Origin of the sequence: Pseudomonas costantinii, from assembly GCF_001870435.1 — a bacterium.
Lineage (GTDB): Bacteria > Pseudomonadota > Gammaproteobacteria > Pseudomonadales > Pseudomonadaceae > Aquipseudomonas > Aquipseudomonas costantinii.
Genome location: NZ_MDDR01000064.1, coordinates 1 through 16474, shown reverse-complemented (window position 1 = coordinate 16474; position 16474 = coordinate 1). Strand labels below are relative to the sequence as shown.

Here is a 16474-nt window from a genome sequence, read left to right as displayed (position 1 = left end):
CGTCACCCCGGCACTGCACAGCAGGGCATAACATTCGTCCGGCGAACGGCTGGTGAGCTGCGGCACCACCAGCAACTGCCCGCCATGGATCAGCGCGCCCCAGATTTCCCACACGGAGAAGTCGAAGGCAAACGAGTGGAACAGCGCCCACACATCCTGGTCATTGAAGTTGAACCAGCCCTCAGTGGCGGAGAATAGGCGCGCCACGTTGTGGTGCTCAATCATCACGCCCTTGGGCAAGCCGGTTGAGCCAGAGGTGTAGATCACATACGCCAGGTTGGCCGAGGTGAGGCCCGATACGTGTGGGTTTTGGGTAGATTCAGCCTGGCAATCGTCGGCATCCAACTCGATAACCGGCACCGACAGCTCGGCGACCAAGGCATGAGTCGCCTGCTGCACCAACACCGCGACCGGCGCGCTGTCCTGCAAGGTGTAGCTGATGCGTTCCTGTGGGTAGGCCGGGTCGATCGGCACATAACCGGCACCGGCCTTGAGGATACCGAGCAGGCCAACGATCATGTCCAGGCCTCGTTCGACACAAATCGCCACCCGATCATCCGGGCGCACACCCAGGCTCAACAGGCGGTGCGCGACCTGGTTGGCGCGGCGGTTCAAGTCGTCGTAGCTCAGACGCTGATCGTCAAACAGCACCGCCGTAGCGTCGGGTTGCACAGCGGCCTTAAGCTCAACCTGGTGATGAATCAATGCCGCATCGGCGAACAGGCTGTCGGTGGCATTCCAGTGTTGCAACAGTTGCTCACGCTCGCCCGCCGGCAGCATCGCCAAGCCTTGCAGCGAGGCCTGAGGGGTCTGCTCCAAGGCCTGTACCAGATTTTCCAGGACGCACTGCATGTAGCCGCACACCCGCGCCGCGCCGATCGCACCGTCGGCCATGACCGACAGGCTGAAGGCCTCCCCCATGTCGTTGACCGACAGGGTCAGCGGGTAGTTGGTGCGCTCCTTGCTGTCGAGCACCGCAATGCCTTCCCAGGCCGCCACCGCCTCTGCCGAGACGTCCGCGCCGCCGAGCTGGCGATAGTTGAGCAGCGAACTGAACAGCGGCGTCGAGGCCGCAACCTTGCTACAGCGTTGCGCCAGCACCAGCGAGGCGTGCTCATGGCCGAGCAAGCCGGTCAAGCGCGCGTGGGTGCTCTTGACCATGGCGCGCACGCCAGCTTCAGCGAGACTGACCCGCAGCGGCAAAGTGTTGATGAACATTCCCAGGGCACGGTCGGAGCCTTCACCGCCCTGCAAGCGTCCCAGCAAAACGGTGCCGAACACCACATCAGTGCGTCCCGAGACGCCGCCCAGCACCCGCGCCCACGCCAAGTGATACAGGCTGGCCGGGGTCACCCCCAACTGACGGGACTGCGCGCGCAGGCGCTGGCTGAGGCTGTCATCCAACGCCAGGATGACCTCTTCGACACCGTGTCCATCACCCTGCACATCCTGCAGGCCGAATGGCAGGGTCGGTTCATCGATGTCCCCCAGCATTTCACTGAAGAACGCTTCATGCTCTTCGCGACTCACACCCTGGCGCGCCTGAGCCACGTAGTTACGGTACGGCACCGACGGTGGCAGCAGCGCCTCTTCGCCACGGGTATGGGCTTCGATTTCCGAGGTCAGCATGCGCAGCGACGTGGCGTCATCCACCAGATGATGCAGCAGCAACACCGCGACCCAGCGTTGGTTGGGCGCATCCTCGCTGTAACCGATGCGCATCATCGGCGCCTGGCGAATATCCAGGCGGTGGTGACGGGGGTTGAGGCACTCGGTCAATTGCACGGCGATATCACCGGCGGCCGGGTCTAGGTGAATCTCATCCACACCCAATTCAGCCTCGCGCCAAACCACTTGCACCGGCTCCTCAAGGCGCTCCCAGACTACCGCAGTGCGCAGGATGTCATGTCGCGAAATCACACCTTGCAGTGCAGCGGCAAAACGTTGCAAACGCTCGCGGCTGTCAAAGCTGAAGGTCATGTATTGCAGGTACGGATCGCCTTGGGCAGCAGCGAGGTGATGGTACAAAATCCCCTCTTGCAGCGGCGCCAGGCTGTAGATTTCCTGGACGTTGCGTGCACCGCCCGGCACCGTCGCGACGATCCGGTCGATGGCGGTCTGATCCAGCGCGGCCAGGGACAGCATGTCCGGGGTGATGTGCTCGCACCCTTCGGGGACACGATTGGCGGGTACCACCACATCCTTGCTCGCACCGGCCACGGCGGCCGCCAGTACGGCCAGGGTCGGTTGACCGAACAGCACGCGTACGTCGGCGCTCAGGCCAACCTGGCGCATGCGCTCGATCAACTTGACCGCCAATAATGAGTGGCCGCCCAGTTCGAAAAAGTGATCCTGGCGGCCCACTTGCTCAACCCCGAGCAAGTCTTGCCATATCGCGGCAATCGCGGCTTCCACCTCACCTTCGGGGGCCGCGTACTGCCGACGCGCCAACGCGTCGGCATCCGGCACCGGCAGGGCCTTACGGTCGAGCTTGCCGTTGGTGGTCAATGGGAACTGCGCCACCAGCACAAACGCGGCGGGCACCATGTACTCAGCCAGGGACACCAGCAACTGCGTGCGCAACTCGACGGCCGAGGGTTCCGCGCCATCGGTGGCGATGACATAGGCCACCAGGCGCTTGTCGCCCGGTTCATCTTCGCGGGCGATGACCACCGCCTCGCGCACGCCATCACAGGCGGCCAGGCGTGCCTCGATCTCACCCAGCTCGATACGGAAACCGCGAATTTTCACCTGATCGTCATTGCGTCCCAGGTAGTCGATGCTGCCATCGGCCAGACGGCGCCCCAGGTCACCGCTCCTGTACAGGCGAGCCTCGGTACGACCGCTGAACGGGTCGGCGATAAAACGTTCGGCGTTCAATTCAGGCCGGTTCAGGTAGCCACGGGCAACCCCCGCGCCGCCCACGTATAACTCCCCCACCACACCGACCGGCACCGGTTCGCGCTGCTCGTCGAGCACGTACAACTGCAAGTCCGGAATGCGCCCGCCAATCGGGCTGACGCCAACCAGTTGCGCATCCGCCGCTTCAAGGGCGCGATAGGTCACATGCACGGTGGTTTCGGTGATGCCATACATGTTCACCAGTTGCGTACCGGCGTTGGTCGTACGCGCATACCACGGTTTGAGAATCCCCGGCTCCAGGGCTTCACCGCCGAAGATCACCTGGCGCAGGGAGTGCTTCAAGGCACTCTGGCCCTGGGCCGCAATCAACGAACGAAAGGCACTCGGCGTCTGGTTGAGAACCGTCACCCCGGCACTGCACAGCAGGGCATAACATTCGTCCGGCGAACGGCTGGTGAGCTGCGGCACCACCAGCAACTGCCCGCCATGGATCAGCGCGCCCCAGATTTCCCACACGGAGAAGTCGAAGGCAAACGAGTGGAACAGCGCCCACACATCCTGGTCATTGAAGTTGAACCAGCCCTCAGTGGCGGAGAATAGGCGCGCCACGTTGTGGTGCTCAATCATCACGCCCTTGGGCAAGCCGGTTGAGCCAGAGGTGTAGATCACATACGCCAGGTTGGCCGAGGTGAGGCCCGATACGTGTGGGTTTTGGGTAGATTCAGCCTGGCAATCGTCGGCATCCAACTCGATAACCGGCACCGACAGCTCGGCGACCAAGGCATGAGTCGCCTGCTGCACCAGCACCGCGACCGGCGCACTGTCCTGCAAGGTGTAGCTGATGCGTTCCTGCGGGTACGCCGGGTCGATCGGCACATAACCGGCACCCGCTTTGAGGATGCCCAACAGACCGACCATCATGTCCAGGCCGCGCTCGACGCAGATCGCCACTCGATCATCCGGGCGTACGCCCAGGCTCAGCAAGCGGTGTGCGACCTGGTTGGCGCGTCGATTCAAGTCGCCATAGCTCAGGTGCCGGCCTTCAAATAGCACCGCACTGGCGTCGGGATTTTCCGCCGCCCAGGCTTCGACCTGATGGTGGATCAACGCGTTGTCGGCAAACACGGCATCAGTGCTGTTCCAGTGTTGCAACAGGTGCTGGCGCTCGGTCGCCGGCAGGATACCCAAGGTTTGCAGCGACGCCTGGGGCGTGTGCTCCAGCGCGGCCACCTGGCTTTCCAGGGCGGCATGCAGATAATGCGCGACACGCGCGGCGCCGATTTCGGCATCCGCGAGTACCGTGATATGGAAGTCCTCACCCAGGTCGTCGAGGTTGACGGTCAGCGGATAGTTGGTGCGTTCTTCAGCACCCAAGGCTTGCATGCCGGCCCAGGCCGTTTGGGCCTCGGCACTGCCGCCGGTGGCACTGTGACGGTAGTTGAGCATGGCGCTGAACAGCGGTGTGGGCGTCGCCACGGCGCTGCAACGCTGAGCCAACGCCAGCGAGGCGTGTTCATGCTGGAGCAATGCGGTCAACCGCTGGTGAGTCAGCTTCAGGCCGTTGCGCACGCTTTGTTCGCCCACGCTCACGCGCAGCGGCAGGGTGTTGATGAACATCCCCAACGCACGGTCCGAGCCCTCGCCCGCGTGCATTCGGCCCAGCAATACGGTACCGAACACCACCTCCTGGCGCCCGGACACTTTACCCAGCACTTGTGCCAGAGCCAGGTGCATCACGCTGGCCGCGCTTACCCCCAATTGCCGGGCCTGCACACGCAGGCGCTTGCTCAAGGTGTTGTCCAGCATCAGGTGGCTTTCTTCGATGCCGTGGCCGTCACCCTGAACGTCCTGCAAACCGAAGGGCAGCGTCGGCTCATCGATGTCACCGAGCATCTCGCGAAAGAACGCTTCGTGCTGCTGTTCAGTGACCCCCAGGCGAGCCTGGGCCACATAATTGCGGTATGGCACCGGCTCCCCCAAGTGCTCGGTCTGCCCCAGCAGGAAGGCTTGCATTTCGTGCTGCACCACCTCCATTGCGGTATGGTCCAGGGCCATATGGTGAAACAACAGCACCGCCACCCAACGCTGGTTCGGCGAATCCAGGGCGAAGGCCACGCGCATCATCGGCGCCTGGCGGATATCCAGGCGGTAGTGACGCGCATCGAAGCGGCCGCGCAACTGGCCCAGCACATCACCATCGCTCGGGTCCAGATGCAGTTCTTCACTGATCAGCATGGCCTTGCGCAGCACTACCTGCACCGGCTCATCGAGGCTTTCCCAGACCACCGTGGTGCGCAGGATGTCGTGACGCTTGATCACGTATTGCAACGCCTGAGTGAAGTGCTCCAGGCTCGCGCGGCTGTCGAATGCGTACTGCGATTGCAGCAGATAGGGATCGCCCTGCTCCGCAGTCAAATGGTGGTACAGCATGCCTTCCTGCAACGGCGCCAGCGGGTAGATGTCCTTGACGTTGGCCAGGCCGCCCGGCACGGCGTCGACAATCTGGTCGATGGTCGCCTGGTCCAGGGCCGTCAACGGCAGCATCTGCGGAGTAATGCGGTAGGCCGGGCTCAACCAGTCACCACCGTTACGTGCGATCAATTCAAGCAATTGCGCTTTGTGTTCACGCAAGTTGTCGATCAACCCATCGTCGAGCCCCTCATCGTCGCCCAGGATGACCAGGTCATCCTCTTCACGTTGCAGATGGATCGCGTGAGTCGAAAGAACTGCCATCAATTCGCTGAAGTGCATGTTGTGACCTGCTTAAGATTCGAAAACAGTGACGAGAAAGTCCGGCTTCAATTGCAACCTGAGCACCCGGCATCGAACAGCGGCGCCTGGCCCCTCATGGGCTAGACGCCGTCGTCGTCAGGTTCAAAAAGTGATGGGTTGAATGCGTGCCCAAGGGCTTCCCACAGGGCTGGAAAACTAAAACATCCACGGGGAGGTGTATGTCATAGGAAGCAGGGACAACGCAGGGGTGACACGCCGATTGCCAAAAAGCGCGCACGCTCGGCAGATGGGCGCGGTTTACCCACGCCAATTGCCGAGCGTGTGTCGATCAGATCCGGCGTTTGCGCTCGAACGTCGGCACGCTCGATTGCGGCACGACCACATGCTCGACCTGCCCCACCGCCGCGGCCATTGCAGCCAGCGTCGGTTGAGCGAGCAACACACGCAAGTCAGCATCCATCCCTTGCTTGCGCATCTGCTCAACCAGACTGACCGCCAGCAATGAATGCCCACCCAACTCGAAGAAGTGGTCATGACGCCCCACCTGCCCGACCTTGAGCACCTTCTCCCACAACTGCGCCAGCGCCACTTCCATCGGCCCCTGGGGGGCCTCGTAAACGCGGCTGAGCAAGGCATCCTGACCGGGCGCGGGCAAGGCTTTACGGTCGACCTTGCCGTTGTTGGTCAGCGGCAGGCTGTCCAGGCGCACGTAGGCCGCCGGCACCATGTAATCCGGCAATTGCCCTTGCAGACACGTACGCAATACCTCGATATCCAGCGCTTCGCGTTCGGTGAAGTACGCCACCAGACGCTTGTGCCCAGGCTCGTCCTGACGGGCGAGTACCACCGCATCCTTGACCTGCGGGTGTTCGCTCAGGCGCGTTTCGATCTCGCCCAGTTCGATCCGGAAACCACGAATCTTTACCTGCTGGTCATTGCGCCCTTGGTATTGCAAGGTGCCGTCTTCGCGCCAGGCCACCAGGTCGCCGGTGCGGTACATCAGAGCACCGTCGTTGAACGGATCGGCGAGAAATTTCTCCGCAGTCAGTTCGGCACGGTTCAGATAGCCCAGAGCAACACCCTGGCCACCGATATACAACTCACCGGTCACGCCCACCGCCACCGGTTGCTGGCGCGCATCCAACACGTAGGTGCGGCTGTTACCTACCGGGCGACCAATCGGAATGCTGCCCTCGTCCGCCCGGGTAATCTCATGGGTGGTCGAGAAGGTGGTGGCTTCGGTCGGACCATAGCCGTTGAGCAAGTGTTGCGGCGCGCCGTCCTTGAGCACTCGTGCAATCACGCTCGGGTCGAGTACATCGCCGCCGACGATCAGGTAACGCAACTGCGGGAAGACCGCTAACAGCCCCTCGGCGTACTGATGGAACAACCCGGCGGTCATCCACAACACGCTGACCGCTTGCTGTTGCAACAGCGCGACGAAATCGGTCTGGGACAGCAGCGTGTCCTGGTCGACCACCACCACCGCGCCGCCATTGAGCAACGGTGCCCACACATCCAGGGTGCTGGCGTCGAACGCCGGGTTGGAGGCAAACGCCACACGATCGTGCTGATTGAAATCGGCATAGCCGTTGTTGATCACCAACCGCGTGATCGCCCGGTGCGGCACCAACACACCCTTCGGCGTGCCGGTAGAGCCGGAGGTGTACATGATGTACGCCGCCGTCTCGGCCGATTGCTCAAGCGCCGGATTGTGGTCAGGCTCAACACTCAGGTCCAGGGTGTCCAGGTCCAGACGACGCGCGCCTTCCGGCACCTCAATCGAAGCCACGCTCAGCAACAGCTGCGCGCCGCTGTCCGAAATCATGAAGCCTTGACGGTCCAGCGGTGCATTGACGTCCAACGGCACATACACCGCCGCGCACTTGCTGATTGCCAGTTGGCTGACCAGCAGGTCCAGGGAACGCTCCAACAGGATTGCCACGCTGGCACCCGGAACCACGCCTAGTCCGATCAGGTGATGGGCCAGCCGGTTGGCCCGAGCGTTCAATCCGTCATAGCTGATCTGTTGTTGGCCATGCACCGCCGCCAAGGCATGCGGATGCGCCTGTACCCACGCCTCGAACACCTGATGCAGCGGTTGCTGGTGCGGGTAGTGCCGCGCAGTGCCGTTGAACGTCTGCAACAATTGCCGGCGATCATCGGCGGTCAGAATCGATACGCGGTTGGCCTCCGAATGCGGTGCCTGCTCCAAAGTCTCGACCAACCCGGCCAACGCCGTGCACACGTACCCCAATACCCGCTGCGCGCCCACCGAGCGCGGTGCCAGGGCACTGACCCGGAAGTCCTCGCCCACATCGTCCACCGAGAGGATCAGCGGGTAACTGTTGACCCCTTCGTTGGCGAGCATCTCGATGCCTTCCCAGGCAACACGGCTGGCCTCACTGACCGTAGTCGACGCGTGGCGATAGTTGAGCAAGGCACTGAACAACGGCGCCGGTGCGACCACGCCGCTGCAGCGTTGCGCCAACGTCAGCGAAGCATGCTCGTGAGCCACCAACTGACTCAGGGCGACATGGGTACGCTTGACCGCCGCACTGAGGCTTTCATCCGTCAGGCGCACGCGCAGCGGCAAGGTGTTGATGAACATCCCCAGCGAACGGTCCGCGCCGTCACCGGCCTGCAAGCGGCCGAGCAATACAGTGCCGAAAACCACATCGTCGCGAGCTGACACCGCGCCAATGACCTGGGCCCAGACCCAGTGATACAGCGTGGCGGCACTTACCCCCAGATGCCGTGCCTGCCGACGCAGACGCTGGCTGAACACCGCACCCAGCCAGTGATCGACCTCTTCAGTGGCATCCCGCTCGCTGTCGATCCGCTGCACGCCAAACGGCAGGGTCGGTTCGTCGACATCGCCGAGCATGTCGCTGAAGAACGCTTCGTGGGCCGCACGGTCCTTGCCCTGGCGGGTCTGGGCCACATAGTTGCGGTACGGCACCGAGCCTCCCAGTTGCTGCTCGTGCCCGCTCATGTGCGCTTCGATTTCCGCCACCAGCACGCCCATGGATGTCGCGTCGTTGACCAGGTGGTGGAAGGACAGCATGCCGATCCAGCGCTGGTGCTGCGGATCATGGGTGAACCCCAGGTGCATCATCGGTGCCTGACGAATGTCCATGCGATGGCGGCCGAGGCTGAAGTGCTCACGCAACTGCGCCAATACATCACCGGTTTGCGGGATGAGTTCGTCCAGCCCCAGCGGGGCCTCGCGCCAAACCACTTGCACCGGCGCTTCCAGTTGCTCCCAGAACAGCCCGGTACGCAGAATGTCGTGGCGAGCGATCACGTGTTGCAAGGCCTGGGCGAACCGATCCAGACGCTGGCGGCTGTCAAACGCGAACAGCGCATGTTGCTGGTACGGATCGCCCTGTTCGGCGCTGATGTGGTGATACAACAGGCCTTCCTGCAAGGGTGCCAGGGCATAGATGTCCTGCACGTTGGCCACGCCACCAGGGACACTGGCGACAATCCGGTCGATGCTTGCCTGATCCAGCGTGGCCAGGGGCAGCAGGTCCGGGGTGATATGCGTGCAACCTGCACCGATGCGGTTGACCGGCACCGCCACTTCGTTGCCGGCGCCCATCGCAGCCGCAAGGGCCGCCAGGGTTGGCTGGCTGAACAGCACGCGCACATCCGCCGGCAAGCCCGCTTGACGCATACGTTCCACCAGGCCCACGGCCAGCAACGAATGCCCGCCCAACTCGAAGAAGTTGTCGTGACGACCCACCTGCTCCAGTTTGAGCACATCCGCCCAGATCTGCGCGAGGGTGGTTTCCACCTCGCCTTCGGGCGCTTCATAGCCACGGCTGATCAGCGCCTCCAGCCCCGGTTCCGGCAGGGCCTTGCGGTCGAGCTTGCCGTTGGCGGTCAGCGGCATATGGTCCAGGCGTACATAGGCGGCCGGCACCATGTACTCCGGCAAGCACGCTTGCAAGCCGCTGCGCAAGGCTTCGATATCCAGTTGTTGAGCGAGGTGTTCGGTGAAGTACGCCACCAGGCGTCCCTCACGGGCCAGCACCACAGCTTCGCGGACGTGGGCCTGTTCGCTCAGGCGGGTTTCGATTTCGCCCAGCTCGACCCGCACACCACGAATTTTCACTTGGTCATCGTTGCGGCCCAGATAATCGAGCGTACCGTCTTCCAGCCAGCGAGCGAGGTCGCCGGTGCGGTACATGCGCGCCTGCGGATCGCGGCTGAACGGGTCCTTGAGGAAGCGTTCGGCGGTCATCTGCGGGCGGTTCAAGTAACCCCGTGCCACACCGGCGCCCGCCACGTACAACTCACCCGCGACACCCAGGGGGACCGGCTGCTGACGCTCATCTAGCAGGTAGACCTGGGCATTGCTCACCGGCTTGCCGATATGCAGCACCTGGCCGGCCTCGATGCGCCCGGAGGTCGCTACCACCGTGGCTTCGGTCGGGCCGTAGTTGTTGACCAGGTTGAAGCGCTGCGGCTTATTGAACTGACGCAGGCGGTCACCACCGATCAACAAGGTCTTGAGCGTCGGGTGTTCCAGCTGTTGGCTAAAAGCGTATTCCGCCACCGGCGTCGGCAGAAAGCTGACGTCCAGCGGCTGGGCCAACCACCATTGCAGCAGCGCGTCGATGTCTTCACTGCCGTCATGGGCCGGCGGCATATACAAGGTCGCACCTACGCACAACGCCGGCCAGACTTCCCAGGCCATGGCGTCGAAACCAAAACCGGCGACACTCGACGTCTTGCTGCCGTGCCCCAGTTCAAACGTGTCGCAGTGCCAGTTCACCAGGTTTTCCAAGGTGTGATGCTCCACCATCACGCCTTTGGGCAGGCCGGTGGAACCGGAGGTGTAAATCACGTACGCCAGGTGTGCCCGGGTCAGGCCGTCAATCTGTGGGTTGCCTTTGGACGGGCCTTGCCACAGGCGACTGTCCAGTTCCAATACCGGCACGGTCACCGTTGGCAAACGCTGCGCCAGCGCCGGCTGGATCAGCACGGCCACCGGTGCGCTATCGCCGAGCAGGTAACTCAGGCGCTCGACCGGATGCGCCGCATCGATCGGCACATAACACGCGCCGGCCTTGAGAATCGCCACCAGGCCCACCAGCATTTCCAGGCTGCGCCGGGCACAGATCGCCACGCGGTCGTCGGGTTGCACGCCGAGTTCGATCAACTGGTGCGCCAGTTGGTTGGCCTGGCGGTTCAGCTCGGTGTAGGTCAGGCTTTGGCCTTGGTACACCGCCGCCAGCGTATGCGGGTACAGCTCGACCTGCTGCTCGAAGCGTTGGTGAATAGTCAAGCCGTGGGGGTAGTCGACACAGGTAGCGTTGAAGCCTTCGACCAACTGCCGACTGGCCTCGGCGGGCAGAATCGACAGGCTGTTGATCGCGGTCTGCGGCGCTTGTTCCAGCGCCTCGACCAACTGCTCGACGACCCGGTTCACGTAGTCGCAGATGCGTTGCGCGCCAATCGACGCCAGCGCCAGCGCGCTCAGGCTGAAGGCTTCGCCCAAATCGTTGACGCTCAAGGTCAGCGGATAGTTGGAGCGCTCCCGAGCCTGCAACAACTCCATGCCGTGCCACGCGCGCCGCGACGCCTCAGTGATTTCAACAGCGTTGTCCGGGCTATGGCGATAGTTGAACAACGCGCTGAACAACGGCATCGATTGCGGCACACCGCTGCAACGCTGCACTTGGGCCAGGGACGCCAGCTCATGGGCGAGCAAGCCCGACAGCCGCGCATGGGTGGCCTTGACCGCCTCCTGCACCCCTTGGCCAGTGATATCGACCCGCAGCGGCAAAGTGTTGATAAACATGCCCACCGCACGGTCGGCGCCCTCACCGCCCTGCAAGCGGCCCATCATCACCGTGCCGAACACCACCCGCTCAGTGCTGGAAACCACCCCCAGCACCCGCGCCCAGGCCAAATGGAACAGGCTGGCCGGGCTGACGCCGTTCTTGCGGGTCACCACCCGCAGGCGCCGACTCAGGTCGGCATCCAGGGTCAGGTCGACCTCATCGATATCGTATCCGTCATCGCGCACGTCCTGTTGTGCGAACGGCAGGGTCGGCTCATCGATATCACCGAGCATGTCGCGGAAGAAGGTCTCGTGTTCCTGCTCGCGACTCGCCAGGCGCGTCTGCACCACGTAGTTGCGATAAGGCACTGAGGCGACCAATTCATCGCCCTTGCCGAGCAGAAAAGCTTCCATTTCCCGCCACACCACGTCCATGGCCATGTGGTCCATGATCGTGTGGTGGAACAGCAGCGTGGCGACGATCCGCTGGCCTGCCTCATCCTCGGCGTAGACCAGTTGCATCAGCGGCGCCTGGCTCACGTTCAAACGATGGCGTCGCGGGTCAACGTGCGCCGCCAGTTGCGCGGCGATGTCGCCGCCGCGCGGATCGAACTGCACCGCCCGAGTGATCATCCGCGCCTGGCGCCAGACCACTTGCACCGGCTGCTCCAGGCCCTCCCAGACAAACCCGGTACGCAGCACATCGTGGCGGTCGATGACCTGTTGCAAGGCCTGGGCAAACTGCTGCATGCACGCAAGGTTGGCAAACGCGAACTGCCCTTGCTGCACATACAGGTCGCCCTGTTCGGCACTGATGTGGTGGTAAAGAATGCCTTCCTGCAACGGCGCCAGCGGGTAGATATCCTGCACGTTGGCCGCACCGCCTGCGACAGTGGCGACGATGCGATCGATGCTGGGCTGGTCGAGTGTCAGCAGCGGCAGCAGGTCCGGCGTGATGTGCGTGCAACCTGCCGGGATGGCGTTGGCCGGCACCTGAATCTCGCGCCCGCTGCCCACGGCAGCGGCGAGCGCCGCCAAGGTCGGTTGGTTGAACAGCACGCGTACGTCGGCGTTGAGGCCAGCCTGGCGCATGCGTCCGATCAGGCCGACGGCCAGCAGCGAATGCCCGCCCAATTCGAAGAAGTGATCATGGCGACCGACCTTTTCCACCTTGAGCACATCGGCCCAGATCTGCGCCAGCAGGGTTTCGACCGCACCATCCGGGGCTTCATAACCACGCGCAATCACCGACTCCATGCCCGGCTCCGGCAGCGCCTTGCGGTCCAGCTTGCCGTTGGGGCTCAGCGGCAGCGCCTCCAGCACCACGTACGCCTGCGGCACCATGTAGGCCGGCAGGTACTGTTGCACATGCTCGCGCAGGGCTTCGATATCGATGTCCGACTGGGCGTCCCGCGCCGTGCAATACGCAACCAGGCGTTCGTCACGCACCAGTACCACGGCTTCGTGAACATCGGCATGCGCCGCCAGGCGCGCTTCGATTTCACCCAGTTCAATCCGCAAGCCACGCAGCTTGACCTGGTCGTCATTACGCCCCAGGTATTCCAGGGTGCCGTCGGCCAGGTAACGCACCAGGTCGCCGGTCTTGTACAGGCGCCCGCTGCCGGTGAATGGGTCCGCCAGGAAGCGCTCGGCCGTCAAGTCATCCCGGCCCAGATACCCGCGGGCCACGCCGGCGCCACCGATGTACAACTCGCCCGCAACACCAAGCGCCACCGGTTCAAGACGCGCGTCAAGCACATATGCCCGGGCGTTGGCGATTGGCTTGCCAATCGGCACCGACTCGACCGGCGCGTTGCCGTCACAGGTCCACGACGTGCTGTCGATCGTGGCTTCGGTCGGCCCATACAAGTTGACGATCCCGTGGGTGGTCAGCGCCCGGGCCTGCATCGCCAGCTGTGGGTCCAGCGCTTCACCGCCGCTGAACAGGTAGCGGCATTGCACGCCGCTGGCTGGCAGTTGCACCAGCAGGCGCAGCAGGCTCGGCACGAACTGAGCGACGCTGACCTGTTGTTCCACCAGGGTCTGTGCCATTTGCTCGACGTCCCTTGAGGCGTGTGCCGGCAACAGCACCAGGCGTGCGCCAATCGCCAACGGCGTCCAGATTTCCCAGACGGAGGCGTCGAAGGCCACCGAAGTACGCTGCAAGATCCGCTCGTTGGCATCAAAACCAAAGGCGCGGGTCTGCCAGGTGATGTGGTTGACCAGCGAACCATGCTCCACCATCACCCCTTTGGGGCGACCGGTGGAGCCGGAGGTGAAGATCACGTAGGCCAGGTCATTCGGCCCAGCCACGGCGGCCGGGTTGTGACGTGGCTGCGTGCTCAACTGCGCATCGGCCAGGTCCACCAGTGTGATGTGGGTGTCACCCATCACCGCGCGGGTTTGTGCGTGGACCAACACCGCCAGCGGCTGGCTGTCTTGCAGGGCCAGTGCCAGGCGTTGCGACGGGTACTCGGGGTCGAGCGGCACGTAACCGGCTCCCGACTTGAGGATCCCCAGCAACCCGACAATCATCGCCAGGCTACGCTCCATGCAGATCGCCACGCATGAATCGGCCTGCACCCCAAGGCTGCGCAGGTGATGCGCGACCTGGTTGGCCTGCTCGTTCAGGTGGCGATAGCTCAACACCTGGTCACCCAACACCACCGCCACGGCATGCGGCGTGTGCAGGGCGTGCGCCTCGATCATCTGCACCACAGTCAGGTCCCGTGGGTAATCAGCGTCGGTGGCGTTAAAGTCCGAGATTAACTGACGGGTCTGCGTCGGCGAGAGGATCGACAGATGCTCCAGTGTCAGTTGTGGCGCCTGCTCCAGGGCATCGACCAGTTGTTCGATCAGGGTCACGAGGTAGCCGCAGATCAGTTGCGGGTCCACCGATGCAACGGTCAACGCGTCCAGGCTGAAATCTTCACTCAGGTCGTTGACACTCAGGCTGACCGGGTAGTTGGTGCGTTCCTCCGACGCCAGGAAGCGCATGCCGCGCCACGCCTGCTCCATCTCGGCAGTCAGGTCGGTGTGGGCCGCCGGGGTGTGACGATAGTTGAGCAGCGCACTGAACAGCGGTGTCGACTGCGCGACCCCACTGCAACGCTGTACCAAGGCCAGCGACGCATGCTCATGCGCCAGCAGGCCGGTCAAGCGTGCATGGGTCGCCTTGACGGCGGCCTGCACGCCCAACCCTTCGATGTCGACCCGCAACGGCAAGGTGTTGATAAACATGCCCAGCGCACGGTCGGCGCCGTCACCGCCCTGCATGCGCCCCATCAGTACGGTGCCAAACACCACCTGCCGGGAGTCGGACACACTGCCCAGCACCTTCGCCCACGCCAGATGGAACACGCTGGCGGCACTGACACCCAACAGCCGTGCCCGCGCCCTCAGACGCCGGCTTAAATCGGCGTCCATGACCACCGAGGCTTCACGGATGGCATGACCCTCGCCTTGTACATCCTGCAAGCCGAACGGCAAAGTCGGCTCATCGATATCACCAAGCATCTCGCGAAAGAACGCTTCATGCTCCTGCTCACTGAGCCCCAGGCGCGCCTGGGCTACATAGTTGCGGTACGGGATCGGCGCCGCCAACGGCTCGGACAACCCCAGCAGGCTGGCCTGCATTTCCTGGCTGACCACCTCCAAGGCGGTATGGTCCAGCGCCAAATGATGGAACAACAGGATCGCTACAACCCGCTGGTTGGTGCGGTCTTCGGCGTATACCAGACGAATCAGCGGGGCCTGGCTGACGTCCAGGCGATAATGCCGGGCATCAAAACGTGTATGCAACTGGGTCAGGATGTCGCCGTCGGCCGGGTCTAGCATCAGCTCCTGCACCGGCAACTCGGCCTTGCGCCATACCACCTGGGCCGGGCTGGCCAGGTCTTCCCAAACCACAGCGGTACGTAGAATGTCATGGCGCTCGACCACGTGCTGCAAGGCCTGGGCAAACGCCTGCAGACGCTCGACGTCGTCGAATTCCAGTTGCGACTGCAACAGGTATGGATCGCCCTGCTCCGCCGTGATGTGGTGGTACAGAATGCCTTCCTGCAACGGTGCCAGGGCGTAGATGTCCTGCACATTGCCCACACCGCCCGGTACGCTGGCGACGATCCGATCGATCGCTGATTGATCCAGGCTCGCCAGAGGCAGCAGGTCCGGGGTAATGCGCACGCACTCTGGGGTAATCCGGTTGGCCGGCACGGCCACTTCACGCCCACTGCCCACGGCAGCCGCCAGCGCCGCCAGGGTTGGCTGACTGAACAGCACGCGCACGTCGGCGCTGAGGTCGGCGCGGCGCATGCGTTCGATCAGGTTGACCGCCAACAGCGAATGGCCGCCCAATTCAAAGAAGTTATCGTGACGACCGACCTGCTCGACCTTGAGCACGTCCGCCCAGATCTGTGCCAGCACGGTTTCCACTTCACCTTCAGGTGCTTCGTAACCACGGCTGAGCAATGCGTCCTGATCCGGCGCGGGCAAGGCTTTGCGGTCGACCTTGCCGTTGTTGGTCAACGGCAGGCTGTCCAGGCGTACGTAGGCCGCCGGCACCATGTAGTCCGGCAACTGTGCTTGAAGATGCTCACGCAATGCTTGGATGTCGACGCCTTCACGCTCGGTGAAGTACGCCACCAGACGCTTGTGCCCCGGCTCGTCTTCACGGGCCAGCACCACGGCGTCCTTGACCTGCGGGTGTTCGCTCAGGCGTGTTTCGATCTCGCCCAGTTCGATCCGGAAACCACGAATCTTCACCTGCTGGTCATTACGACCCTGGTACTGCAAAGTCCCGTCTTCGCGCCAGGCCACCAGGTCGCCGGTGCGGTACATCAGAGCACCGTCGTTGAACGGATCGGCGAGGAATGCCTGCGCCGTCAGCTCGGCTCGGTTGAGGTAACCCAGGGCCACCCCTTGCCCCCCGATATACAACTCCCCGGTCACGCCGACCGGCACCGGTTGTTGGCGCGCATCCAACACGTAGGCGCGGCTGTTACCCACCGGGCGACCAATTGGAATGCTGCCCTCGTCCGCCCGGGTAATCTCATGGGTGGTCGAGAAGGTGGTGGCTTCGGTCGG

General features: G+C 63.4%; 1 protein-coding gene and 1 pseudogene. Both read right to left on the bottom strand.

The genetic code is table 11. The features are described from left to right. Positions 1-5613: pseudogene (locus BFL40_RS30205) on the bottom strand (amino acid adenylation domain-containing protein); the annotation flags it as partial. 310 nt (positions 5614-5923) lie between these two features. Continuing rightward, on the bottom strand, positions 5924-16474 hold a 10551-nt coding region (locus tag BFL40_RS30200; RefSeq protein WP_143088346.1), incomplete at its 5' end, for a non-ribosomal peptide synthetase.